The 26558-nt window shown below is 41.6% G+C and carries 16 protein-coding genes and 1 pseudogene; 1 reads left to right on the forward strand and 16 read right to left on the reverse strand.

Features of this window, described 5'->3' with window-relative positions:
- Window positions 1–785: 785 nt before the first annotated feature.
- The 9 genes from JOD17_RS12275 to JOD17_RS12315 all read right to left on the reverse strand — a co-directional run bounded on the left by JOD17_RS12275 (window position 786) and on the right by JOD17_RS12315 (window position 17242).
- On the reverse strand, window positions 786–1982 hold the full coding sequence (locus tag JOD17_RS12275) for a hypothetical protein (protein WP_204698077.1): 1197 nt from the start codon (window positions 1980–1982) through the stop codon (window positions 786–788).
- Between the two features lie 12 nt (window positions 1983–1994).
- The gene (locus tag JOD17_RS12280) at window positions 1995–2453 is read right to left on the reverse strand and encodes an RNA polymerase sigma factor (protein WP_204698079.1); all 459 of its coding nucleotides are present in this window, start codon (window positions 2451–2453) and stop codon (window positions 1995–1997) included.
- A gap of 137 nt (window positions 2454–2590) precedes the next feature.
- Window positions 2591–5947 carry an AAA family ATPase gene (locus JOD17_RS12285; protein WP_204698081.1) on the reverse strand — a complete coding sequence of 1119 codons (3357 nt, stop codon included), beginning with the start codon at window positions 5945–5947 and terminating at the stop codon, window positions 2591–2593.
- Entirely contained in the window at window positions 5944–7140 is a 1197-nt protein-coding gene (locus JOD17_RS12290; RefSeq protein WP_204698083.1) for a metallophosphoesterase family protein, read from the reverse strand. Before JOD17_RS12290 ends, JOD17_RS12285 begins: the two co-directional genes overlap by 4 nt.
- Before the next feature lie 20 nt (window positions 7141–7160).
- The gene (addA, locus tag JOD17_RS12295) at window positions 7161–10868 is read right to left on the reverse strand and encodes a helicase-exonuclease AddAB subunit AddA (protein ID WP_204698084.1); all 3708 of its coding nucleotides are present in this window, start codon (window positions 10866–10868) and stop codon (window positions 7161–7163) included.
- Window positions 10865–14350: a helicase-exonuclease AddAB subunit AddB gene (gene addB / locus JOD17_RS12300; protein WP_204698087.1), complete on the reverse strand. Its 3486-nt coding sequence runs from the start codon at window positions 14348–14350 to the stop codon at window positions 10865–10867. Before addB ends, addA begins: the two co-directional genes overlap by 4 nt.
- Before the next feature lie 15 nt (window positions 14351–14365).
- Entirely contained in the window at window positions 14366–15289 is a 924-nt protein-coding gene (locus JOD17_RS12305) for a S1 family peptidase (RefSeq protein WP_204698090.1), read from the reverse strand.
- 346 nt (window positions 15290–15635) lie between these two features.
- Window positions 15636–16529 (reverse strand): sulfurtransferase, encoded by an 894-nt coding sequence (locus JOD17_RS12310; RefSeq protein WP_239575503.1) that lies wholly within the window; start codon window positions 16527–16529, stop codon window positions 15636–15638.
- 158 nt (window positions 16530–16687) lie between these two features.
- Window positions 16688–17242 (reverse strand): DUF6944 family repetitive protein, encoded by a 555-nt coding sequence (locus JOD17_RS12315; RefSeq protein ID WP_204698092.1) that lies wholly within the window; start codon window positions 17240–17242, stop codon window positions 16688–16690.
- A gap of 135 nt (window positions 17243–17377) precedes the next feature.
- Here JOD17_RS12315 and JOD17_RS12320 point away from each other — a divergent pair, with 135 nt between their 5' ends.
- Entirely contained in the window at window positions 17378–18238 is an 861-nt protein-coding gene (locus JOD17_RS12320) for a R2-like ligand-binding oxidase (RefSeq protein WP_204698094.1), read from the forward strand.
- 151 nt (window positions 18239–18389) lie between these two features.
- Here JOD17_RS12320 and JOD17_RS12325 read toward each other — a convergent pair.
- The 7 genes and pseudogenes from JOD17_RS12325 to JOD17_RS12355 form a co-directional block, all read right to left on the reverse strand.
- Window positions 18390–18589, reverse strand: a pseudogene (locus JOD17_RS12325) (transposase); the annotation flags it as partial.
- A gap of 412 nt (window positions 18590–19001) precedes the next feature.
- Window positions 19002–20174, reverse strand: a complete 1173-nt coding sequence (locus JOD17_RS12330; protein ID WP_204698096.1) for an iron-containing alcohol dehydrogenase — start codon at window positions 20172–20174, stop codon at window positions 19002–19004.
- Between the two features lie 101 nt (window positions 20175–20275).
- Window positions 20276–20479, reverse strand: coding sequence for a DUF6501 family protein (locus tag JOD17_RS12335; RefSeq protein WP_042360062.1), 204 nt, complete (start codon window positions 20477–20479; stop codon window positions 20276–20278).
- An 18-nt stretch (window positions 20480–20497) separates the two neighbouring features.
- Window positions 20498–20986 carry a hypothetical protein gene (locus JOD17_RS12340; RefSeq protein ID WP_042360063.1) on the reverse strand — a complete coding sequence of 163 codons (489 nt, stop codon included), beginning with the start codon at window positions 20984–20986 and terminating at the stop codon, window positions 20498–20500.
- 134 nt (window positions 20987–21120) lie between these two features.
- Complete coding sequence (locus JOD17_RS12345) at window positions 21121–21534, reverse strand: hypothetical protein (RefSeq protein WP_204698097.1); 414 nt, start codon at window positions 21532–21534, stop codon at window positions 21121–21123.
- Window positions 21535–21800: 266 nt separating this feature from the next.
- Complete coding sequence (odhB, locus tag JOD17_RS12350; RefSeq protein WP_204698098.1) at window positions 21801–23054, reverse strand: 2-oxoglutarate dehydrogenase complex dihydrolipoyllysine-residue succinyltransferase; 1254 nt, start codon at window positions 23052–23054, stop codon at window positions 21801–21803.
- On the reverse strand, window positions 23054–25879 hold the full coding sequence (locus JOD17_RS12355) for a 2-oxoglutarate dehydrogenase E1 component (RefSeq protein WP_204698099.1): 2826 nt from the start codon (window positions 25877–25879) through the stop codon (window positions 23054–23056). Before JOD17_RS12355 ends, odhB begins: the two co-directional genes overlap by 1 nt.
- Window positions 25880–26558 lie beyond the last annotated feature (679 nt).

The raw sequence follows: 26558 nt of genomic DNA on the forward strand, positions 1-26558 counted from the left end.
TCATCCTGGCTTCCACATACCTTGTCATAAGATCTATTCTCCTCTTAGGAGCATTCAGAGCCGTACAATCTACGGCATTTGAGATCCTTGTTTTTATTGGGGCAATCGCCCTAGCAATTGTTGTGTATGGGGGTTACTTAGCCATTAAAATTCAAAGACGTAGCAACGACTAGACTAATTGATGAATACACTTTTTCTTTTTTTGTCCTTATGCTTGGAATACCTAGATGTGATTTCTTCCAAGCGCTTTTAAAAATCTATGTTGGAGTAGCTACGCTACTCATCCTGATAAAAAGAAAAACGACTATTAAAAAAGGAGTCCAAATGGACTCCTTAGATTGTCGAAAAAGTGCTGTTCTTATATAAATGAAGTAGAGAGTTAATGAGCTTGTAGATTTTAAAGTATTGAAGTTATACATTTTACTTTTGCTTTTACAAACTCAATATGCTGTATAAAAGCGGCTGTCGTGGCGAAGACGCCTGCGGGAGTAGCGTTAGCCGAAGATCATCGTGCGAAGCACGATAGCTGAGGCAACGCCCGCGGCAAGCGTAGCCACAGAAGCCGCTTACTCATCTACGAGTACACTTTTAGTCCGTTTAAGTTTCTCAACAGCCTGAGAAGCCCAAATGGACTCCTTTTTTATGCTAGACCTGTAACTCAAATGAATGAACTTACGATCGCTTACGCTTCTGTTCACGGTGCCACTGTGCTAAATGGTAATGGCGCTTTTGCTCTTCTTTTGATTGTTTGCGAAAATGGTTGCGTAGTTCTTCATGAAAGTCTTTCATAACTTTAACACCCCCACGTTCCCTGTTCCTTCCTCTTTCTCGGATTGCAGTTTGCCTTCGTTTATTTCAAGTTTTTGCTTAATCGTTAGCTGTATCTCTTTTGGAGCAATGAGTGTCCCAAAATGATAGATCGTATCAATTCGTTCACGTATCATGTCGGCAGTGACATTTTCAGCGAATGTTAACTCTCCTCCATTCACAACAATAACAGCGACTGCTTCTTGCAAATTCAAAAATGCTGTTTCATCCCACAACTCATTTTTCTCAACGACAAGGTAAGGTTCATCTATAGCTAGAATCTCAGTATCGAGCGTATCGACAATTTCATACAGTAAATCTTCACTTTCAGATGAAGTCACGATAAAAGAAGATGAATGGATATTGCTAATGGAACGCTCAATCGTGTCACGTTTTAGTGCATTCATGTAAAGCGGATGTTCTGTATATAACTTCTTTTGTTTCCAGCTTTGCAGTTGTTTTTCTTTCATGCGTAGTGCACGGTCGATGACCGTGTAATCATCTGGAATAACTGTCATTTGGGCTGAAGAAGATTGACTAATCAATGGCGATAGATGCGCAACCATATGCTCTCGTAATTCAATAACCCCTTTCACTTGTAGCTCTTTTACATGAACGAGTTGATCTTCTGTAACACGTTCATCAACTTGTAAGATCCCTTTTACATTAAGTGTTGTTGGTTTTTTTAAGCTTTCAAGAAATGATGGAGTTAGTTTAAAGACACCCTTTTTGTGGATTGGCTTTTCAGCGTCTTGATCATACGTTTTCATTTTACCGCCGCCACTCGTCATGACGCTTTGAACGGCTCCATATAAATGGTGCGGAACGCTCACATCGCCACAATACTCAATATCTTCAATCTTCTCTTTAAGCAGCTCAGCTTCTACATCATAAGCAATGACCACTTCATCAGCGGTTAACGCACGTAATGATGGATCGAGTGTTTCTAAAAATGCTTGATTAATTTCTAACGTTTCTGTATAAAGCTGATAACCTTCTTTTATTTCTATAACCATGCCTAAATTCCCTAAAGGCAATTGATGTAAAAGTGGCAACGTCGACGTTGAAACGATGGCAATACCGACATTTCCTATGCTCTTAATTTGTTGAATTGACTTCTCTGTGCTATTTCGCAAATCCAAAATCCCTACATTTCCAATAATTGATGTTTTCATAATTCCCTCTCCTTACATCGTTTTTTGTAATAACACGAGTGCTTTCTTGATCTTCGATCGAATTGTTGAAGCTGGTATTTCTTGTAATCGTGCAATTTCTAGACTAGACATGCCGAGCCAGTATGTCTTATACACAAGGTCATACAAGTCTTCAGGAAGTGAGGTCATCATCAGTGACACTTCCACTTTGCTATAATCCGAGAACAACTCTTCAGCAGAACTTCCATCGTCTACAGCCCATCCGTTTTGTTCTCGACTATGTTTTCTTCGTTCATCAATAAGCATTCGTTTCATCGTTTTGAAAAACCAGGCGCGTTGTTTCGGTAATTCTAATTCAAAAATGTAAGAGTGCTTCATTGAGCGTAGCCACGCTTCTTGAATTAAATCATTGGCCTCGTGACTGTCTCGTGCGATTTTGTTCGCAAATGGCAACAAGTGAGGATGCAATTGTTCATAATGTTTAGAATCCATGCGCATTTGAAGTCCCTTCAATTTGTTGTCTACACTTATGTAACGGTTGAGCGAATAAAACTGACGAAAAAACTTTTAAAAAAATGAAAAAAGATTTAACTCCCCTAAGAATCCTGTTCTTAAGGGAGCATATCGTACTAATATTCAATGGATGCGGTAGAGCCTTTACCTTCAGCTGTCGCAGGGGTGACAATTAACCTCGTTTGTAACCGTTCTTGTAGTTCAGGTACGTGACTAATGACACCGACTGCTAAGTGATCCGTTTGGAGTTGTTCCAATGCATGAATGACCGTATCAAGAAGTTCTGAATCAAGGGTTCCGAAGCCTTCGTCTAAGAAGAAGAATTCTAATGCTTTTTCTCCAGTTAATTGAATTGAAGCCGATAATGATAAGGCGAGAGCAAGCGACGTCAAGAAGGTTTCTCCTCCAGATAACGACGATGCAGGGCGCTTTTCTCCACCATTAAAGTAGTCAGCAATCATAAATCCACCCGAAGAATCTAATACGAGTGCATACCGACCACGTGTTAACGTGTGCAATCGCTCAGAAGCATGCTTTGTGACTTGCACAAGTTGTTCTTCTGCTAAAAAGTCTACGAATTCCTTACCTCGAAATACCCGTTCAAGCTCTTCAAAATGAGATAATTTCTGTTCATATTCGTTACAAAGCGTTTCAAGCTCTGTATAGCGTTCATGTTTTTCTATTAATTGTTCTAACGCAGTTTGCGCATTCGTTCGCTTCTCTTTTAACTGCTCGAGTCGTTCATTACTTTGTTGTAACTCAGAAACAATCCACTCGTACTGCTCGGTTGAAATCGTATCCTTACCGATTTGCTCGTTTAATCGTTCAAGATGAAGTTCTACCTTCGAAAGTTGTTGATGAAGACGCTCAACGGCTAAATCAATCTGTTCTACTTCTGCTTCTGTCAATCGATATGACTGTAAATTGTCCGCTCGTTCAAATGAGATGAGTGAATCGAGTTTTTGATATGCATTTCCTTTTTTCTGTTCTTCCCAATCTTGTTCTGCTTTTTGTTTTCTTGAAACGGCGTCTTCTCGTTTCGTTTGATTCGTTAACTGTTCATTCTTGACGTTTTCATAGTCTGAAGCTAACTTTTCAACCTCTTTTGCCGTCATTGTTTCATTGTGTTCGAGATTATTTCGTTGTTTCACAACTTCAGCCTGAACGTTCTCTAACGTTTCGTCTCCTACGAGGTCGCGTACTTTTTTCGTAAAGCTCTCGGTTTCTTTCTTTAAAGACTCACGTTGATGGTCGAGCTTTATTTGCTCTGTTTGTAACTCTGACGCTCGTTGTTCAAGCGTTCGCTCATCACGTTGAAGTTGCTCTCGTTCTTTGTGCCACTCCGCTTGTGCTTCCCTTAACGAACGTATTTGCTTTTCTTCGTCCCTGACATTCGTTTTCTCTCGTTCAAGTGAATCCAATGTCAAAGGCGCAAATTGTACGTACCATTGATCACGAAGTTGAATATACTCGTTGCGCTTCGTTTCAATGCGTTGTTGTGCTTCCTCATATTGCTTTTTATAATCATTTACCGTTTGTGTTTGGTTTTTAACGCTTTGATTCAGGTGATTAAACTCTTGAAGTAACGTTTCCGTTTTTGCTTCAATTCGAGCGACCGTTTGTACTTTTTTCTCAAACATTGTGATCCATTGTTGTAACGATTCTAGCATCGTTTCTCGTTGCAATGATACGTGTTCAACATTGTCGCTTTTCACTTGGACATCTTGAACTGTGATCACAGCTCTCACTCGTTCAGATAACGATTCTAGCGTCCGTTGATACGAGGTTGCTTCGTATAATGATTGTAGTTTCTCATATGCAGGTTCTAGATCTTCATGGTTTTCTTTATGTTGATGATGATGTTTGTTAGGGTGGTCAACCGATCCACAAACAGGACATGCAGCACCGTCTTCTAGGTGAGCCGCTAAGCTCGCAATAAGTTGATCTTGCTCAGATGACATAGCTTGTTTGACCGTTTTGATATGCTCTTTTCGGTTACGCTCTAATTCATGTAGCGCGTTGTACCAGTTCACAATATACTCATAGGCCGTTTGCAACCGTTCGGCACGATTGTCCCGCTCTTTGACGACTTCATCATAACGTTGTTGCTCTTCGTCTCGCTTTTTTTCTTTCGCTTTAACATCTTGTTCATATTCTGTAAGCGCGGATCGTTGCTGAATAAGAGGCATAGCAGCTTCACTCGCGTCACGCACGTGTTGATGATGAGATTCTCGCTCAAGTAGTGTCATCAGTTGATCTTCGACCGTTGTCATTTGCGATGAACGGTCGCGTATCGTCCGTTGTATTGCTTCTTTTTGGTTGGTTGTTTCGATCACTTGTTGCGCTTGCTTTTTGATTTCAAGGTCGTATTCGTTTAATTTACGATGAATCTCTTGAAAGGTCTGTTGTTCTTGCAACAGCTGTTCCACTTGTTGTTGTTTCATCATTAATGAAGGTTCATGTTCACTTCGTTCAGTCTTTGCAGTTTCATAGCGCATCGCCGCTTGCCTATGCTGCTCTGAACGTTTCGTAACACGTTCGTCGATGTCTTTTTGTTGCTGTTGAAGTTCATTGAGTGTGTTTGTCGTTTCCTCAAGCGTTTCTAAAAAAGGTTGAACGAGAACGACGAGTTCATGAATTTGCTTCTTTTCAACAGACTCTTGAAGTGATTGTTTCTCCTCAACGAACTTCGTACGCTCTTTTTCCATCTCTTCTTTTTCTCGTTGCAAACTTATTAGTGACTCAGCCTTTTTAAACTGTCGGTCGAGTTCTTCATTGTGTTGACTTTCTTTCTTTACGTCATGACCTGCTTTTTCAGCTTGTTGCCTGACTTCTTCTAGCGCTTGTTTAGATGCATCGCCCATTCCTTGCTGTTCGCGCTCGATCATAAGAATTTCTTGTTTGTGTGTTTGAATGCCTTCTCGAACTTTGTCATTCAATTCATCGCCGTATTTATGCAAGTTGAACAAACGTTGCAACATAACTCTTCGGTCAGTTCCTTTTAACTGTAGAAACTCTGAGAATTTATTTTGGGGCAGCACTACAGCACGGGTAAAATCTGATAACTGAAGGCCAATTAACTCTTGAACATAGTCATTCATATCGCCAACTTTATCAGCGAGTACGACTGGCTCTTCGGTTAAGTCTACAAATCGTGATCGTGATGTTTGCAACTTGTCGTCATTTGAACGTTTTACTTTACGCTCAGCAAGGTACGTTCTTCCACCAATTTGGAACGTATAAGAAACAGACGCTTCCTTTTCAGCTTGGTTAATCATACTTACACCAACCGCACTATTTCGCCCCATTTTCCCGTAAAGCGCAAAGGTCATTGCATCTAAGATCGTCGATTTCCCACTACCTGTAGGTCCAAAAATCCCAAATACCCCTCCTTCACAGAGGGCATTAAAATCAATCGTTACCTTTTCTCTAAAGCTATGAAGCCCTGAAATACTTAAGGAGACTGGTCTCATGATGGTTCCGCCTTTCGATGTTCAGTCGATTCATCATCGAGTAGCGACAGAAATAGTTGCATGACTTCTTGTTCTGGTTCTGCACCGCCGGTTCGCTTAACGTAAAACTGCCGAAACAACTCATCAATCGGTACGTCTTTACGTTCTTCATAATGGTGCATGCTTTCTTCTGGTAATACCGCACGAATTGTAACAATTCCAGGATGAGCACGGCGAATCTTACCGATGTCATCAGGCTTTAATGTATGGTCGCTATGAATGGACAAATCTACCCATTCATCAAGTTTGTTCGCTTCCTCTAACCATTTGTACACTTCTTCTAGACCGTTCTTTGCACGTACTTTTACGAGTGGCTTACCACTAGAGAGCGGCACCTCTTTAATCGTTGCTTCAGTGCTAGGCTTCGCATCAACAATTGTGACCGATTTGGAGACGGCCGTATCATTAAAAGAAAACGCGAGTGGCGAACCCGAATAACGCGTAGGTGTAGGAGCGTGATGCACCCACTGGGGACGGTGTAAGTGACCTAGTGCTGTATACGAAACATTACTCGGCAACGATTGAGGCTTAACGGTGTACGCACCACCAACTTCAATCGGTCGTTCACTGTCCGTTGATGCTCCGCCACTTACGTAAATGTGACTCATCGCAACATTGACGTCGTTTGTTGAAAATGACTTGCTTAGCTTGTTAAACAATTCCCTAATTCGTTGATCGTACGTTTGTTGATAAGCAACATCCTCAGTTACCGATTCCCCAGTTTCTGTGAAACTGATCTTTAACCTTGATTCGGAAGGGTAAGGAAGTGCAGCGATGTTAAGCGTTTCGGAATGCGCAGGAATCCAAATACTCATCGGCGCTTCATCCGGTAAGCCGAGCATATGAATGCGTTCATTTCGAATGAGAGGTCTTGCAGCTGCTAATCGCTCAGGTTGATCGTGATTTCCAGCAATAACAGCAACCGCCCGCTTCCCTCCATCAGAAAGACGACTTAAGCTCTCGTAATATAGTTCTTCAGCGACAGCAGGTGGGTTGGAACTGTCGTATACGTCACCAGCTATGAGCACTGCGTCTACCGCTTCTTCGTCAGCAATGTTAACGAGTTCATCAATGAATGCTACATGCTCACTCGTCCGATCTCTACCTTCTAGCGTGCGACCAAAATGCCAATCTGCCGTATGCAATAAGCGCATCGGTTTTCATCCTTTCTTGATCACAACTTAAGAGCATGTCCTCCATCAAAGAAATAGAGCCAACTCTCGGTAATCTCTTCGTTCCATATTTGTTCTAATGCTTCTTTATACAGTCGCAATTGTTGTTCATAGCGCTTTCGCATGACTGACTCTGCTTCGTCAAAACCATTAGTAAAACGGTTTGTAATCTGGTCAGTCTTATAGTCAATTAAAATATTTTTTCCTGCGTGATCGACAAATACAAGATCGGCCATTCCTTGCACGAGCACAGCATTCTCCGCTTCGGTTTTGCGAATATAAGAGAACGCAATTTCGCGATGAATTTCCGTTGCTTGTTGAATACGAGTACCAAGATCACTTTGAATAAATTTGAGAACCGCTGTTGTATCAACGACTTCTGCTTCTTGTACTGTTAGTAATTCTTTCTCTTTTAAGGTGTTCGTTAATGAACTGATCTCATCTTCGTGAGTCTCTGCAAATGACACGTGCTGCATAACCGTATGCGTCGCCGTGCCAATTTCCGCTCCACTCAATTTTTGTTGCTGCATGAATTTCGGACGCCTTGCATTAGACGTTGTAAAACTATTGTTCTTCATCGTGTGCTGACTATAAGGATCCTCTTCTTGTAGCGTTTGCTTTAACTCTGAAACACTCTGTTTCGCAAATGAATCCGTTGCTTGTTTGTACGGATAGTCAAAACGTAATCGTTCAGATATAAAGTCGTAGTACTCACTTTTCTCACCGATCGGTTTTAATTGTTTCATCTGTTGCAATGTTTCTTCGATCGCTTCTGCTTCTAGTTGTTCATGCTCCCGCTTTTGCTCTTCAATGACGTTAAGTGTAAACGTTGCATCGTGAGGATACCGGGAATAAGCAACATAATCAGGGTGCTCATTCTCCATTTGTGGATGACGCAACAATGCAGGGATAATAAAGTCATAAAAGTGCTTCGCATTCGATCTCACATGAACAGGTAAAAGCACTTGATCACTTTCGGCATAAAGCTTGTACCCTGCCAAACTATTCTCAACACCTTTTGATGATCCGATGAGAAATAACTTTTCTTTCGCTCTCGTTAATGCCACGTACAAGATTCGAAGTTCCTCTGACATTTGTTCACGTTTTTGCGCCTCTTTAATCGCAAGTTCGGGCAACGTCTTCCGTTTAATTCGACGTTTCGTATCAAAGTACGACGAACCAAACCCAAGTGATTGATGAATTTGTATGGACCGTCTGCTGTCAGACAGATTGAAGTTCTTCATCATATCAACGACAAAGACGACCGGAAACTCTAGCCCTTTACTTTTATGGATTGAAAGAATGGTTACGACATCTTCTTTTTCACTTAATGTCCGTGCACTTTCAAGGTCATCCCCTTGTTCTTCCATACGATCTACGAATCGTAAAAAACGGAAGATGCCCCGAAAGGATGTTTTCTCAAATGTTTTCGCTTTATCGTACAACGCTTGAACGTTTGCTTGGCGTTGCTTACCACCACTCAACCCGCCAACATATGCATCATAACCGGTTTCTTCAAACAGCTCCCAAATGAATGTCGCAAGTGACGTATGCCTTGCCCGAACACGCCAGCTTTGTAAATGCACATAAAAAAGATGCAATCGTCGTTTCCAATCTTCATGATGTGCTTTTTCAATGAGAAAACTGCTTTCAGTGCTTGCATCTAATGCTGGTAACGTAGCGATCATTGCCTTAACTGCTTCAAAAAACGGTTGTCCAACTGCTTGCAGTCGAATTTCAGCTAGTTCATGTTCACGTAACCCAACGATTGGTGAGCGCAACACCGAGGCTAATGGAATGTCTTGGTATGGGTTATCAATTACACGGAGTAGCGATAACATGACTTGTACTTCTACACGTCTAAAATAGCCTTCATCTCGATCTGAGTACACTGGAATGCCCGCTCGCTTAAACACGTCGAGATAGGTCGGTGCCGAAGGTAGTGAACGCATTAAAATGGCAAAATCACGATATTCCACAGGCCTCGTTGCTTTCGTTTGTTTATCGAACACTGGATACGCTTCGTGAATCAGTCGCTGAATTTTATTTGCTACAAGTTGAGCTTCTTGTTCAACTTTCGTTAACGTTTCTTCATCATGCGCATCATTAGGTGCCTCAACGACGTATACTTCTGGATCATAATCACTTGCTTGATTATCGTAATGGATATTGCCATATTGCAGCGATTGGCTTTCATCATACGTTACATCGCCTACTTCTTTATCCATCGTCTGCTCAAATAAGTAATTGACCCCATTCAACACCGTATGTCGACTTCTGAAGTTACTCGAAAGGTCAACTTTAACGCCTTCGGTAGATGCGTTCTCTACATCCAAATTATCAATTTTTGCATACGTTTCGTGTTTATGAATAAATAATGCTGGTTCAGCCAGACGAAATCGATAGATACTCTGTTTTACATCACCGACCATAAAGCGGTTACGACCGTTTGATAACAGTTCTAAGATCGCTTCTTGAACCTGGTTTGTATCTTGATATTCATCCGTTAATACTTCCTCGAAGTAACCTTGATAGAAAAGTGCTGCTTCAGATGGCTTTCGAATCGATTCGCTACTTAATATTTCTAAAGCAAAATGTTCAAGGTCATCAAAATCAATGAGTGTTTTCTCCCGCTTCATCGCTCGGTAATGCTCAGAAAACGCTTTAACGATCTCAACAAGCTGAACGATCCTCGGTTTCATCGCCTCAATAACTTCAAGATACGACGTTGGGTCTGGCTTTAACAGTTCAGCGACATCTTCGAGCAACTTTTTACTTTGATCGCGATATGCTTTTGCTCGTTCCAAAGTATCTTCATCAATGTCTTGATTTCTCGGTTTTGCAGGCATTCGTCCCCACGTGAATTGCTCAACTGCATCACGAATGCTATCCCAACGTTCATAATCATCCATCGTTTGTACGGCTTGAAGTTTAGATTGGAAGTAATCGTAGTTATGCTCCAGTGCAAGTTCAAGCGCTTTTGTTAGCGCGTTTTTAGCAGCATGCACTTTCTCTTTAATTGCACGTAACAAATGCGCTCCCCATATCGTTTCTTCTGGGTGAGTATACGCATCGTTATACATCGTCACTAATGACTCAAGCCACACGTTCGGCTCAGGATGCGCTCTTGAACGAGTATACATTTCAAATACGAGAGAGCGAAAACCATCATCACTCCGGTCATTGCTATACGCTTCAACGAGTTCAAAAAAGGATTCTGCGTTTTCTACAGGTTGACTATAATACCGTTCTAATACGTCTTCTAACACTTCTTCTTTTAATAGTTCTCGTTCTGTATCGTTTGCAATTCGAACTTTCGGATCTACGTCAATATCGTAATAATAATTGCGAATTAACTCCTGACAAAATGAATGGAGGGTAGAGATATTCGCACGGTTTAATAACTGCCTTTGACGTTGCAAATAAAGCGACGGGTTCGTCTGCAACTCTTCTTCAATTCGCTCGCCAATTCGTTCTTTCATTTCTGCCGCTGCCGCTTTCGTAAACGTAACGATCAGTAGGCGATCAATTTCTGCAGGGTCGAGTGGGTCCATAATACGCCTTACAATTCGTTCAACGAGCACAGCTGTTTTACCACTTCCAGCTGCTGCAGCGACGAGAATGTTGCCACCCTTTAATGAGATTGCTTGCCACTGCGCGTCTGTCCAATGGACATGTGCAGGTTTAGCGTCTAATGACCATGTGCTCAATTGGTTTCACCTCGATTCTTCTTCACTCTTTCGACCATTAATGAGAGGGCGTCTTTGTCTGAAAGACTCATAACAGGTTTGTATTCATTGTCTGGTAATGTTGGGTCAAACTGACATACAGAATTAAACGGACAATACGTGCAAGCGATCTGTTCTTGGTTTTTATTATACGGATCAATTGCAGTCTTTCCGCTCGTCATCTCATTGCCAATCTCTGTAATCTTATCGTTTAGAAATTCATGCATCGCTTGAAGTTGCTCTTTTTCAATGACTTTTGAATTTGAGTGAAACCCACCGTCTTTTTTTAGTGTTGCAGGTACGACATGTGATTTTCCGTATTCAGGTAATGTTTCATCCATTAAGCTTGCAATCGTTGGGTCTTTTTGAAGCCAACCAGATAATTTATGTTGTTTGAACCGCTCAAGGTGTAACGTTTCATCATCAATACTCTCAGCAATATCAATGACTGGATTGTGAATATGAAAATAAAACATTCCACCCACATCTGCTTCAATACCGAGCCAGCTTTTCGAACCATTTACGACAATATCAAGATATACCGGCATTTGCAGAGAGATCCCGTGTAAGACGTCGGAAAATGATAACGTTTTTTTACTCGATTTGTAGTCAATCACTTGCAAAAATGAGCCCGATTCCGTTTCTGAACGATCGACACGGTCAATTCGTCCACGAAGTAGCATATTCGTACCGTTGCTTAGCGGATAAACCGGTGAAGGCAGGGAGGTTCCTTTACCGAATTGCACTTCTAAATCAATCGTCTCAAAATTGGATAGTTGAGCTTGTTGTCGAAGCGTTTGCGTAACGGTTTGAACAATCGCAAGTAATTTTTGACTAACATAACGAAAATGATTGGTACTTTCTAAAATGTTGCGCTGAATTTTTGGCAATAAGCGCTCTACGCTTTTTTGTGTAATATCCCGACATTCGTCTGCTCGGATTGTTTTCCACGACTGGTTGGTCGCTTTTAGGTAATCAGAGATTTCTTTTAAGGCTGCATGAAACAGTTCACCAATATCAAATGCTTCTAGGCGAAACACTTCTCGGTCTCTTAGTTGCAATCCATATTGGCTAAAATGGCGAAACGCACATTGCTCAAACAGTTCCATGCGGCTCACACTGGCTTCAATTTGTTCCCCGTACAGTTGGTTCGTGAGCGTTTCTGAAATCGGAACGGCTTCATTCTTATACGTCAAACTATCTAATGCGGTACGTAGTTGAGCCTCATAGGCTTTCGCATCGAGTAACCAATGGTACACGTCATACCATGCGATTGAAATCTCTTCACCGTGCTTGTACTTTTGAAATTGCCTCGCTAAGTCTTCAATGACTTGGGTTGGGTGGGCGATATGTTGCAGCTGCGTTTCAAATTCAACACCATTTGCTTCGTGTTCTACCAATTCATGCTTCACATCTGGAAAACGCTCTTTCACTTGGCGAATGAGCGAGGAAGGTAACAAACTAGATCCTTCCTCGTCAGCCAATGCATACGTGAACAACAGCTGCGATTTTGGACTCGCTTCAGCCATGTAAATGTAAAACGGTTCATGCCAAAGTCGGTTTGTTGCAGACGGTCCAAGTGTGACACCCATAGATTCAAATTGTGTACGCTCTGCTTCAGTTAAAAGACCATCATCTTGCGGACGCTTCGGGATCACCCCTTCGTTACACCCGACAATATACGTCACTTCAATATCCGGTAGACGAGAACGTTCCATATCGGCAATCGTGACTTGGTCAAGTGCAGGAGGAACGAGACGAAAGCTCATACTCTCAAGACCTGCATCCATCATGCTTGCAAATTCTTTAACACTCATCTTTTCTGTCCCTGATACATCAACAAACTGTTCGAGCACTTCTATGACGTTCGACCACACTTGGTCATGTTCACTGCTTTGTTCTAAATCCCCACGTTCACTAGCAGATGCACTTAATCGTTCAAGCTTCTGGTCGACGTCTACATCCAAGAGAAATTGGTACAATGCTTTACACATGTCTTCGACGTTTTCACTCTTTTTAAGACGTTTTTCAAGCGTTAATAACGGAGTTGCTACTGTGATTTTCGTATCATTCAGTCGTTCTTCAATTTCACGTTCCTGATCTGTTTGCACTCGACTCTCCAACGCATGTCGTGAGCGAGAATAAGACCAATGTTCATCCACACGCCATTTCTTTCCATATATACCTGTAGCTAAAACGTAGTTTTCTAGCTCATCAATACGTTCACGATATACTTGTGTATGCACGTCTAGCGGATTGAATAAGTCTGTTTTAAACGCTCGAAATATCGGCTCATAGCGGTAGTTTTGAATGATTGATTCGAGTGATGAGCGGATTAGTTCAACGACCGGATGGTGCATCATCGTCCGTGTATCATCGAGGAAGAAGGCGATTTCGTAGCGTTTGAAAATTTGTTTGATCAAGTCTTCGTACGGAGAAATATCACGCAGTAATAGTGCAAAGTCTTTATAACGTAAATCGTTAACGCGAACCTTCTCACGAATTGATCGGGCAACAGCTTCAATCTCAACACGTCGATTGACTGCTTCAACAATTTCAATACTTCCGTCGCTGCTTTCTTTACTGGACTTCTTGCTATAGTCTTGATTTTGTTCGATCAAGGCAACGCCACTTGCTCGATATCGCTTTCCAGGAAGAAATTCAACAGATTCATATGGTACATGTTGTTGCTTTAGTCGCTCAGCGAACTGTATAAATGTTTTAGTTGGCAAATAAAAGCGGTCCAATTCATTCGCTTCCATCGTTGCCGGTTCCTTCGGTAACGTAAGGGCCATCGTCATTTCATCAACTTGATTTAAAAGCTCAAATAAGACATTTTGTTCTTGTTGACTCACATCATGGAACCCATCAATAAAAACGGTTGCCCCTTTAAACAACTCAGATTGTGGGAGATAAACGAGCGCTAACTTCAGCATTTCTTCTTGATTTAAGTACACACCGTCGAATTGGTTTTCAAATTCTTGGAAGATCAAATGCAAATCGTGTTGTTTATCGATAAATGCCGTCCGATTTGCGTCTTCAGTTGGCTTTATTACATCCGCGGTTAACGCTTGGCGCCGCATCTCGGTTAACAGTCGTTCCATTTCTTCAATGAATCCATTCGTACTCGCTGCTTTTTGGAATACACGCAGTTCTGGCTTTGTTTTTTCGATGACTTTTTTTAGTAGCATGTGCATGCCAGGTTTATGTAGCCGATCTCTCGTAAACCCGCCAACTTCTTGTAGCACTCGGTAAGCTAATCTCGAGAAACTAAGCACGTGCGCTCGCGTCATCCCACCTACTTTACGAGCTAACTGATCTTCAATTTGAAACGTCATCTGCTCTGGTACGATAAAAATTAACGGCTTGCCCGATTTCGGACTCGCATCTAGCATTTCGACTGCTTTCTCAACGAGTGCAGTTGATTTTCCACTACCACTTCTTCCTACATAAAAAGTAAACAACGTCGCTTCCCTCCTTTACTTTTGTTCGTTAACATCTTCAATCCACTCATACGATGGAATCATTAAGCCAACTCTGCCGTCATCATGACTTCGTGTCGCATAAATAATACCAATCACTTCACCATCATCATTAATCGCTGGACTCCCAGAATTCCCGCTATACGTTGGTGCGGATATTAACGTTGGTGTGCCCGTCTCAATAATTTCTCCTTCATTCGCAATACCAGTAAATGTCAAAGGGTTGCCGATAATCGTTAGATTCGTTCCTGTATCAAATGATTCATCTGTGGCTATAGGCAACGACTCAACTGGCACATCAGTTTCTAGTTGAACGAGTGCAAAGTCGTGATCCTCAGATTCCATTACGACCTCGCCTCGATACGCAGAGCCATCATGTAAGGTCGCAATCACTTGAAAGGCATTTTCAATAACGTGCCGATTTGTCGCAAGTAACCCGTCTTCATTTACGAAAAAGCCTGTCCCTCTCGAAGATTGCCCTTCACCTTCTACTTGCATCGTTACGACCGACTCTCGCCACTCTTGAACTTCCTCATTTTGAGACAGTTCATAAGACGTAGCTAGGAAATCAATCACTTCCGGCCGTAAATATTGAAATAATGCAGTCGCCCCTTGAATGACGAGTAAGAAAGAGACGAAAATGATTCCAATCTTTTGCCACCGCTTCATTTTTTTCTTCTTTTTCGTAGTTTTCTCGTCGTCAGGTTCATCATTTAGAAAATATTCGAGGGGAGGTTCTTCTGGTGGGATATTTTCGTCTATGTACGATTCTTCCTCATTCGTTCCTTCTTCATTTAGTTCTATATCGTGATCCGTTAGCGTTTCATCAATTGGATGCTCTTTATGTTCGCTAGGGTCATTTCTATTTTTCTCTTCATTGTCTAGATTGATGTTCTTTTTATCATCATCATGCGGTCTCATACGTAAATAAGCCCCTTTTACAATAACTATGTCCATCATATCATTTATGAAATGGTTCGGTCATTTGAAAAGAACATCTGTTCACAAAAAATAAAACGCACCTGTAAAGGTGCGCAATGATCCATTTTCAAAAAACTGGTTTTCTTCACTAGTTTACTATGATCGCTTTCCGAGCAATTAATGGCAAAACTCCATTATAATCGCTCGTGTACGAAAGAATATAAGCGATCGTGCAAAAACAGTTCTAAACATAGCCACAATAAGACATTCATTCATTTAGATGATTGTATTCCAAACGTTATGTTTCTTAGGCAATCTCTTGACCAAGAAACATAACGTCATTTTATTATTTCGTATGCAATGGAAGCGATGAATCGCCTGCCCACTCCGTCATTGAACCATCATACACAGCAACGTCTTTTTTACCGAGAAGATAAAGTACAAAGGCATTCCAAGTGGCTGCGATTCCACCACCACAGTAAGCGATGACTTTCTTACTTGAATCAAGCGCTCCAGTTGGTTCAAAGATGTCACGTAATTGCTGTTCTTCTCTTACTTTAAACGTCTCGTCATCGTTAAGAGATGCAAAAAAGACATTGTGGCTAGTAGGAATGTGTCCTGGGCGGCCGTACGTGTTCTTTTCCCCAGAGAAATCAGCTGGTGACAAGCAGTTTAAGAGGACGGTATTTGAATCAGTCGTTGCTCGTTTAACGTCTTCTTTTGTAGCAAGTAACTCCGTGTTTCGAGCGATCGTCACATTTCCTTTCGGGTATTCGTTTGTACCCGTTTCAACATTTCGTCCTTCATGTTTCCATTTTCTAAATCCACCTTCTAAGATTGAAACGTTCTCGAACCCTTCAAAACGAAGATGCCACCAAAGTCTAGAAGCCCAATCTGATGCACTAATGTTCGTACCAACGACAGCAATTTGATCATATACAACAACATGTGTGTCATCACTTACACCGAGTCGTTCAATTGCTTCTTTAAATTGCTCTTCACTAGGTACTGTAAATGCGCTAGCACTGTTCGAATCTGCAAGCTCTCCTGCAATGTCTCCATAAACAGCACCAGGTATATGTCCTTCTTCGTATGCTTCTTTTCCAGACTTCACGTCATACGGACGCCCTTCTTCCGTTGAAGGCATTAAAAACGTTGTTGCGTCTATAATTCGAACTTTAGGGTCTTCTAGGTGCTCTTGTAACCATTCTGTCGTTACTAACGGTGATTGATTTGTCAATGTCAACACTCCCTTTGTTATTTCACTATTAAGTTACCATTATTCCGATCTATCTACAAGGATTTCGCTTATCATCTCGTATAGACTGTTTCATTACGTTTTTATTTATGCACATTATTACGGTACGTGAAATTTTTTACCGTTTGATCAGTCATTTGTCACCCATTCTCATCCTTTGGGTCGGCTATCTTCACCTTCTGCTCATTTGGATTTAAATAATCATGCGTCTCTTGAAGAGCGGCAATGATCGCACCCGTTGCTTGAATCCATCCGCCTGCAATCGCTAAATCCTCGGAATCGATGTCTTGTTTCTCTTGAATTCCAGCAAGTGCTTGTGCTCCGTTTCCGACCACTTGTAGACCATTTGCATAAACATTGACGAGTTCTTCGTCTTCAATGGCTGTATATATCGACAATGAACCACCTGTTGCTTGAAACAGATCACCCGTAATCGCTAAATCTAAATCATCAAGAAAGACACCGCGAAGAACGATTACATTGCCAATGGCAGGAATGATGTTGCCGTATTGATCAAGCGTATTGTCTGCTTCATCAGCGAGTACGGCCGCCCCTACTGCTTGTAAAGAATTCCCGATGATTGCGTACGGTTGATTCCCATCACCAATAACGAGAATAGGTGTACCACCGATAGCAGAAATTACAGTTCCGATCGCTTGAGCCCATGAACCGAATAGCGCCTGGATACTCCCCATCACCACTCCCCTCCTACACCCACTACTGTATTCAAAGAAATACACCGAGTGAAATGTAAGCGTTAACAAAAAGTGACAAAAATAGACAAAGTTGCTTTGCTACACTTAAGACATACCATTTTAAGGGAGGCTCATATGACGAAAAAAACGCTCATTACTAGCAGTCGTCGCCTAGACGAACAATCTTTACCCTACAAGCTTTACAAAAAAGCCAATCGTTTTGGGACTTGGAACCCTGAAGACATTAATTATTCTCACGACAAAGCTCATTGGCCGCATTTACCTGATGAACAAAAACAAGCGATCCTTCGAGTTATTGCTAAATTCCAAGGCGGAGAAGAAGCCGTCACTCGTGATTTATTACCATTAATCATGGTCATTTCTAATGAAGGAAGAATTGAAGAAGAAATGTTTTTAACGACGTTTCTCCACGAAGAAGCCAAACATACAGAGTTTTTCCAACTCGTCCTCTCGACAATCGATGAAACAGAACCATTATCTAAGCATTACGATCCTGCTTATGAACAATTATTTAATGAAACATTGCCAAATGCAATGGACAGACTGTTAACGGATCAATCTCCAGAAGCCATTGCTGACGCTGCGACGATTTATAACATGTTTGTCGAAGGTGTTCTTGCAGAATCTGGTTATCATACGTTTTACGAACAACTTCAACATACAGGAATGATGCCTGGGCTTCTTGAAGGAGTCGGTTATTTAAAGCGTGATGAATCGAGACATATTGCGTACGGTACCTATTTGTTGCACCGCATTATAAAAGAACACCCGCACATTTATGATCAAGTCATCGAGCGCCTTGATGAATTAAAACCAGTTGCTGTGAACTTCAGTAAAGATGAAAATGGCACGATTAATGAAGATTCATTAGCGTACATGATGAAACAATTAGATACAAGGTTAAACATATTAAAACGAGCGAAGCGTCAAAGTAACGATGATGCTGATCGTGATATTGAAAGCACGGTTCTTTAACTTACAAAAACTCCGCAATGATTTGCAGAGGGCGCTGAAAAACAGCGGTTTGCTTCAAAAAAAACCCAAGTAACTAAAAAACGGATGCCTAATTTCCATAAAAAGGGAATTAGGCATCCGTTTTTTACGATTTCAGTGTCTATGGGGGAGTCTATTTCCCCATTAACTTGAGAATTCGTTTGATGTTCACCGTGAATAATGCCACCGCACCCTGCAACTCCATACTTAAGAGACCCGAGATGAGGCGGTTTCATACCCGTGTCGGTGCTTGAGTTCGCTGTTCTTAGCTTCAATTTTGTAACGCTCACGAGCTCGTGTTTTGAACGATTCCGTTTCTTGAAACGCCATCTGCGCGGTACTGAAAAAGTCTCTACTAAAGAACGGACGCTCGAATTTAATCGAGCGTCCGTTCTTTTTTGATAAACTTAGACTAGAGCCATGATTTCCACTGCAGGCGGATGCTTGCCGCGGAGGAGCGGTCGAGCCTCCTCAGGCAAGCCTTTCGGGGTCTCAACTCGCCCCTTTTTCCGCAGGCGTCACCGCCTTTCGTTCCAATCAAAGGAGTCCGTTAAAAGAAGAATTCGGTGAGGCACAGAGGTCCTAAAAGCCATGACCTATGATTTTGATATCGAGAAATACCAAAGATGCCCGTTCCAAGAAGGTTGCTATAAAGCAGGGGAGAAAAGCAAACCTATTCGGAAACCATTAAATCCGCTGAGCACGCCCTCTGATTTGCATCGCGGAGTTTTTGTTTACATAATTATTATACAGTTAACTTTGATGCTTTTAAATAGAGCTCAAAAAACGTTTCTTCAGTCGTTTCTTTCGGATTCGTAAACGAACTAACATCTGTCGTTGCGTCTTTTGCCATTTGTTTGTAATCACTTTCGGTCATTTCATATTCTGAAAGACTAGGAATACCAATGCGTTCAATGAGTTGTTCAACGAAAACCACTGCATCGCTCGCCTTTTTGCGACCACCTGGTTCAAAGATGTTGGCGATCGTTTCAAACCGATCCGGACAGGCGTCTACATTGTAGGCCATAACGACCGGAAGAAGATTCGCATTTGCAATTCCGTGTGGTACGTTAAATTTTCCACCTAATGGATGAGCCAATGCGTGAGTATTGCCGAGCCCTGCATTTTGGAATGCGATGCCCGCAAGAAGACTTCCTGCCATCATCTCTTCTCTCGCTTCAAGATCTTCACCATTTGTAACTGCGCGCTCTAGGCTTCTAGAAATCATCGCAATCGCTTCTAGCGCAATATGATCAATTAGCGGAGAATTGTTGTTCATCGTATTCTTAGACGTGTACGCTTCGATTGCGTGTGTTAAAGCGTCACTACCTGTAGCTGCTGTTAATACTTTCGGTAACTTTAACGTTAGCACAGGATCTACGAGGGCAATGACAGGGGACATAAATGGATGACCAATCGCTTGCTTACGACCAGTTTCTTCATTTGTAATTACTGCCCATTGAGTCACTTCACTTCCCGTACCTGAAGTGGTTGGAATCGTAATAAGTGGAGGGCCTTGCTTTTCAAATGTACGATTACCAATGATTGCATCGTAATCGTTAATGCTTCCATCGTTTGCTGACATGATGCTGATTGCTTTTGCTGCATCCATTACACTTCCGCCACCAACTGCGACGATGCTATCAAACTGCTGATTTTGAATCAACGTAGCACCTTTCATGACGACTTTACTAGGAGGGTTCGCAGGAATATCATGCATCACTTCATAGTCATACGTGTGCTCATCAAGTTTGTTTGTTACTACGTTTGCAATCCCTGCATCCATAATTCCTTGATCTGTAAGTACGAGCGGACGTTTCTTCCCTAACTTTTGTAACTGATCATGAAGTGTAAGACTTGCATCTCGTTGAAAGACAACTGAAGTTCCTACAAAAAATTGAAATTGGATTGTAGACATCGTATCCTCCTTTAATGTAAGCGTTATCACACAACGTTATTTTACTCTTATTTTTCAAAAGATTCAATCATTAAATCAAAAATAAACTGTCCAAGGACAGTTTATTTCTCTTCAAAGTAATCTTTTAAGAAGCCGCCGACTTTACCGGTATCATCAATGACAAAATAGAATTCATCTGTTTCGTTCTTCACGTCATAATCTTTTCCGGGTGTAAGAACAGAATCTACTTTGTATTTTTTTGCATCGGCGTGAACGCAACGAATGCTTTTGATCGTTTCACTGTTTTGCCATTTGAAGTGTAACATTGCCTATAACTGCCCCTTTTAATCATCATGTAGTACGAGTTCTGGTAGATGATCTAATATAAATTGTGCTTTTGTCGCATCTGCCAATAAATTAAACCGCTTATAATACGTGAGCACTTTATCAAACTGTTGGTCCGTGTTCTTGTTCTCATCAAAAATTCGCTCAAATGCTTCGTCTGCTAACATAAATGCTGCGACAAAATCAGTAAATGGAATGACGTAGTTTTTTGCTTCTGTTTGAATTGAAGAGCAATAAATCATTTCATTAGATTGGTCCCTAAAAAACGAAGCTACTTCTTCCATGTACACTTGATAACTTTCTTGAACGAGCTGAGATTTGTCAGTGTAATACTGTTCAAGATCACGAAAAAACGAGATGAAAAACGGTAAATCTTCTCGCTTTATATTTAAATCAAAACCTATTTCTTTGATCCTCGGCCAATTCATCGGTTCTAACGAGTGGTGTAGTGAGCGACAGTAAAAATAACGCTTGCGACTCAATGTCATGTCGTCCCCTTTCAAATCAGGCTCTAGTTAGTTGAGATTGATTATCAATAGTATATCATGGGACGACGTTTATTGACAATTACAGGAACGAAAAAAGGCAGTCGTCTAATTGTCGACCGCCTCATGTCTATCAATTACAAGCAATTCCACCGTCTTGCTTCACTCAAAAAGTTAATCAATTTCGATTCTGTTGAAAACACCGTATCATTTAAATCATGATTTGTAATATGGATGTGTAGTGTGTCACGATCTGCTTTCTTCTCAAGCCAAATGCCACTTAGTCCAACTTCTTCGTTTGAAATGAGCTCCATCTCAAGTTGCTCACAAATTTCATTAATATTCGCTCGATTCCGCGGCAAGTCAATCGTTATATTCAACTGCTCAGGAGACTCTGCTGAAATAAATCCCCATTTCGTACCTTTCCAGGAGCGACAACCCGTTCGGCTATTCAAAATGATGTCTTCTTGATCGGTTGATAATAACGTCGTGTTTGACCAGCCTCTCATTTGGATCGCCGCACGCAATTCTTGAGCTTTCGTCTGTACCATGAAAATCCCTCCTCAAAAATGTTTGCATGGTCACGTCTTACGTCTCCACACATCTTACGGCCATCAGGCAGAGGCTCGTTACTAATAAAACGTCATCAACCCTCAAACTTATAGGATGAGGGCTGACGATGTATTAATATAGTATCACGAATCACTTAGAAGTAAACCTCTTTTTTCATAATTTTTGATATTTCCATACTATAGACTATTTTTCAACGCTATACGTTTAAAAAAAGACTCCGTAATGAACGGAGTCTTTCTAAGTGTTATCCTTCTAAAAGAAGTTGCTCTGGCTCTTCAAGTAATTTCTTAACTGTAACGAGGAAGCTAACTGCTTCTTTGCCGTCTACAATGCGGTGATCATAAGAAAGTGCAAGGTACATCATTGGGCGGTTTTCCATACGATCTTGATCAATCGCAACCGGACGCCATTGAATCGTATGCATTCCAAGGATACCAACTTGAGGTGCATTTAAGATCGGTGTTGAAAGAAGTGAACCGAATACACCACCGTTTGTAATTGTGAACGTACCACCTTGTAAATCAGAAAGTGCAAGCTTGTTATCGCGAGCTTTTTTACCGAGGTCTGAGATTTCTTTCTCAATGCCCGCAAAGCTTAAGCGTTCTGCATCACGAACCACTGGAACGACTAGACCGTCGTTTGTTGAAACTGCCATACCGATATCATAGAAATCTTTCTTAACAATTTCGTTGCCTTGGATTTCTGCGTTAAGAAGTGGATATTTCTTAAGTGCTCCAACAACTGCTTTCGTAAAGAATGACATAAAGCCAAGACGTGTACCGTCATGCTCTTCTTGGAACGCATCTTTACGACGCTTACGAATGTCCATAACAGCGCTCATATCAACTTCGTTAAACGTTGTAAGCATCGCACTCTCTTGTTGAACATCAACGAGGCGCTTTGCAATCGTCTGACGACGACGGCTCATTTTAATGCGCTCGTGCGGCTTGCCACCGAATTCATCTTTCTTTGGCTCAGCTTGTTTGTTTTCTTTTGCAGGTGCAGCTGGCTTTTGACCGTGTGCTTCAACATCTTCTTTACGAACGCGACCGAGTGGGTCTCTCGCTTGGATCTCGTTTAAGTTGATGCCTTTCTCACGTGCAAGCTTACGTGCTGCCGGTGATGCAATCACGTGTTCTGAGTCATTGCTGTCACTTTCTTCTGCTTTGTTGCTTGCTTCTTCTTTAGGAGCTTCAGCTTTTGGTGCTTCCTCTTTAGCAGGAGCACTGTCTTCAGAAGCTGCAGGTGCAGAACCTTCTTTGGCGTTTTCATCAATCGTTGCAATTGCTTCGCCAATTTCAACTGTGTCGCCAGCTTCACGCAAGTGCTTTTGCAATACACCTGCTTGTTCAGAGTTAATCTCAACGTTTACTTTATCTGTTTCGAGTTCAGCGATCGTTTCGCCTTTCTCGATGTAATCACCAGGTTGTTTTAACCATTCTGCAATTGTTCCTTCAGTAATCGACTCTGCGAGTTCTGGAACTTTAATTTCTGCCATTATTGGTTGCTCCCTTCACGTCCCAATGCCGTGTTGATAATTCGTTGTTGTTCATGTTTGTGTGCGTTCGGGTTCCCTTCAGAAGGGCTCGAACGACGACGACGTCCTACATACTCTAACGGTACATCGTCTGGTAAGCTTTCTCGCAAGTACGGGTCGATGTAGTTCCAAGCACCCATGTTCTTCGGCTCTTCTTGAACCCATACTGCAGACTTAAGGTTTTTATATTTCGCAAGAACGGTCTCGACCGTCTTGTGTGGATACGGATAAAGTTCCTCAAAGCGAACGATGTGAAGCTTCTTCGTATCAACAGTCTCGTCAATGCTTTCATGAAGGTCAATTGCGATTTTACCAGAACAGAACACAATTCGCTCCACTTCATCCTCATTACCGAGAGTTAATGGATCGCCAAGTACACGGTGGAAACGCCCTTCCGTAAAGGCTTCGTACGGATCAGCAAGTGACTTGTTACGAAGTAAACTCTTCGGTGTCATAAGAACGAGCGGACGTACTTCATCCATTTCAAGACTTTTCGCTTGTCTTCTTAAAATGTGGAAGTATTGTGATGTACTTGATAAATACGCAACATTCCAGTTGTTCTCAGCAGCAAGCTGTAAGAAGCGTTCAAGACGAGCGCTTGAATGTTCTGGACCAGAACCTTCATAACCGTGAGGTAGTAAAAGCACCATCCCAGAACGCTGGCCCCACTTGGCACGACCTGCAGATAAGAACTGATCAAATTGAACTTGTGCGGCATTCGAGAAGTCTCCATATTGCGCTTCCCAAAGTACAAGCGTTTCAGGTGCTTGTACGTTATACCCATACTCAAACCCAACGACTGATGCTTCTGAAAGCGGACTGTTATGAAGTGCAAACGACGCGTTCGCTGTTGAGAGCGTATGCATTGGCGAGTGAATCTCACCATTCTCATAATCGTGAAGCACTAAATGACGATGGTTAAACGTTCCACGTTCAGAATCTTGCCCCGTCATTCGAATTGGTGTTCCATCAGAGATAATAGAAGCGAACGCAAGTGCTTCTGCATGTCCCCAATCAATAACACCTTCATTGAATGCTTCTTCACGACGTTGTAAAATTTTCTTCAATTTAGGGAACACCGTAAAGTCTTCAGGGTATTGAAGTAGTTCTTCATTCATTTGTTTGAGCTCATCATAAGCAACTGCAGTATCCATCTTAGGAAGTCCTTTTTCAATGACTTCTGGTGGATTCATGTCAGCAACTTCGTGACTCGCTTCACCGACTTTTTCATACTCACGCATGAGTTTGTCTTGAAGCTCACTACGCATTGTTTCGACTTCTTCTTCTGTTACGACACCGTCTTGAATGAGGGTATTCGCATAAATTGCTCGTGCAGTTTCATGCTTTTTAATCTTCTCATACAATTTCGGTTGAGTAGACATCGGCTCATCAGTCTCGTTATGCCCGTAACGACGATAACCGACTAAATCAATGAGGAAGTCTTTATGGAAGCGACGGCGATACTCAGATGCTAAGTGCGCTGCGGCAATACAAGAATCTGGGTCATCAGCGTTCACGTGGATAATTGGAATTTCGTAACCTTTTGCGAGGTCACTTGCATATGTTGTTGATCTCGAATCATGACTATCCGTCGTAAATCCGAGTAAGTTGTTTGCAATAATATGCATTGTGCCTCCCGTTTGATATCCTTTCAAACGGCTCAAGTTCAATGTCTCAGCAATAATTCCTTGACCTGGGAATGCTGCGTCTCCGTGAATTAAAATCGCACCTGCATTCTTCATTTCTTGATCAGGGAAACCGACTTGAGTACGGTCTTCTTGAGCAGCACGAGCATACCCAACAACGATTGGGTCTACGTATTCTAAGTGACTTGGGTTATTAGCAAGGGAAACTGTCGTATACGTTGACTCTTCACCAATTTGTTTATTCGCACCTAAGTGGTACTTCACATCCCCAGTCCAACCTTCGTTCAAAGACCCTTCTGTTGGTGCTTCATCTTCAAGTGGAGCATGCTTAAATTCGGAGAAAATGAGGTTGTATGGTTTCCCTAGAACGTGAGCAAGCGTGCTCAAACGTCCACGGTGAGCCATTCCAATCATGATATCTTTCGCACCGTCTTGCATGTAGCTTTGTGTCATTTCCTCTAAAATTGGGACCATACTATCTAATCCTTCAATAGAGAAACGTTTTTGTCCGACAAAGTAACGGTGCAAAAACTGTTCAAAGCCTTCGGTAGCTGTTAATTTCTCCAAGACTGATTTGCGTTTATTCGGAGATAAATCTTCATAGATATCACCGGACTCAACCATTTGGTTTAGCCAGTTCTTCTCTTCGAGGTCGTGAACATGATGAAATTCAAAAGCGATTGATTTTGTATACATCTTCTTAAGATGATTAATCGCATCTAGACCGTTTTCAACTGAAGACGGTGCATCTTTACAAAGCATCTCTGCTGGCATTGCCATTAAGTCCTCGTCACTTAGTCCGTGTTCACTCGGCTTTAAAAACGATGACTCTTCTCCAGGTGCTTCCAATGGGTTAATATCTGCAAGTAAGTGTCCGAAAGTGCGAATGTTCTCCGAAAGCTTAATCGCTGCAGCAATCTTGTGCATCGACGATGAATTCACCGTTTCGTCACTTGATTCTGAAACGTTATTCGTTGAACCTACTGATGGTGCACCGTACTCATCGAACCACGCTTTTAAATCTTCTTCAACATCGCTCGGGTTTTCTTTGTATAGTTCATACTGGTCCATCACATACCCTAAGTTCGGGCCGTGAAATGTTTCCCAAGACTTCTCAAGCTTGGAAACCTTTCTGTCCATCTGCTACTACCTCCAACTAACTTGTTTGCAATCTGTAACGTCATGATCGACAAAATTCGTCTTAAAACGGTTCGAATTGAGGCCTAGCAATTGCCGATTTACGATTCGGAATTGATGACCAAGAACTTTTCTCATAAAAAACTAACATCGCCAATTCTCAAGCAATGATGTAACCTCATCATTTAAATGTATCTTATCAATCTGAACGATATTATATCTCCAAAATAAGAAAACGCATTCTAAAAACAATAGATTCCGTGTTTTGGGGATAATAACTACACATAAAGCTCGGCTATAAAGTTTGCCTGAATAATTCAGCGCAGAAAAAATAAACGATTTCAATTCGTAACGCTTTCACATTTTTATTTTAACACGTCAAGTAACAGGATACAAAAGATAGTCGTGATTTTGTTTGTTAAAATGACAAACTTTTTTACTGTTTTCCCTTGTGCCTTTTCTTGTAAACCGTTCGATTTTGACATGATTCGTCAAAAAATCTCTTTACTTACCGAGTTCCATGTTTCAATTATAGGCATTTAAGACTATCTCTTTCCTCTTTGATAACAGTCAATTACTGCTGTACCGCTTTACTTAATAGGAGTCTCAGTAATGTTACTTGCCGTAACGTCTTGCAATTGTTCTTTTTAGTAAATCCGTCTTTGTTTTTACACGATTTTCC

This window comes from Geomicrobium sediminis (genome assembly GCF_016908595.1).
Lineage (GTDB): Bacteria > Bacillota > Bacilli > Bacillales > Marinococcaceae > Geomicrobium_A > Geomicrobium_A sediminis.

Excerpts from the sequence above, each read along its gene's own strand:
- JOD17_RS12345 (WP_204698097.1), bottom strand. The coding sequence starts at position 21,534 with ATGGTACAGACGAAAGCTCAAGAATTGCGTGCGGCGATCCAAATGAGA.
- JOD17_RS12315 (WP_204698092.1), bottom strand. The coding sequence starts at position 17,242 with ATGGGGAGTATCCAGGCGCTATTCGGTTCATGGGCTCAAGCGATCGGA.
- JOD17_RS12285 (WP_204698081.1), bottom strand. The coding sequence starts at position 5,947 with ATGAGACCAGTCTCCTTAAGTATTTCAGGGCTTCATAGCTTTAGAGAA.
- JOD17_RS12320 (WP_204698094.1), top strand. The coding sequence starts at position 17,378 with ATGACGAAAAAAACGCTCATTACTAGCAGTCGTCGCCTAGACGAACAA.
- JOD17_RS12355 (WP_204698099.1), bottom strand. The coding sequence starts at position 25,879 with ATGGACAGAAAGGTTTCCAAGCTTGAGAAGTCTTGGGAAACATTTCAC.
- JOD17_RS12330 (WP_204698096.1), bottom strand. The coding sequence starts at position 20,174 with ATGTCTACAATCCAATTTCAATTTTTTGTAGGAACTTCAGTTGTCTTT.
- JOD17_RS12335 (WP_042360062.1), bottom strand. The coding sequence starts at position 20,479 with ATGTTACACTTCAAATGGCAAAACAGTGAAACGATCAAAAGCATTCGT.
- JOD17_RS12290 (WP_204698083.1), bottom strand. The coding sequence starts at position 7,140 with ATGCGCTTATTGCATACGGCAGATTGGCATTTTGGTCGCACGCTAGAA.
- JOD17_RS12280 (WP_204698079.1), bottom strand. The coding sequence starts at position 2,453 with ATGGATTCTAAACATTATGAACAATTGCATCCTCACTTGTTGCCATTT.
- odhB (WP_204698098.1), bottom strand. The coding sequence starts at position 23,054 with ATGGCAGAAATTAAAGTTCCAGAACTCGCAGAGTCGATTACTGAAGGA.
- JOD17_RS12340 (WP_042360063.1), bottom strand. The coding sequence starts at position 20,986 with ATGACATTGAGTCGCAAGCGTTATTTTTACTGTCGCTCACTACACCAC.
- JOD17_RS12305 (WP_204698090.1), bottom strand. The coding sequence starts at position 15,289 with ATGAGACCGCATGATGATGATAAAAAGAACATCAATCTAGACAATGAA.
- JOD17_RS12275 (WP_204698077.1), bottom strand. The coding sequence starts at position 1,982 with ATGAAAACATCAATTATTGGAAATGTAGGGATTTTGGATTTGCGAAAT.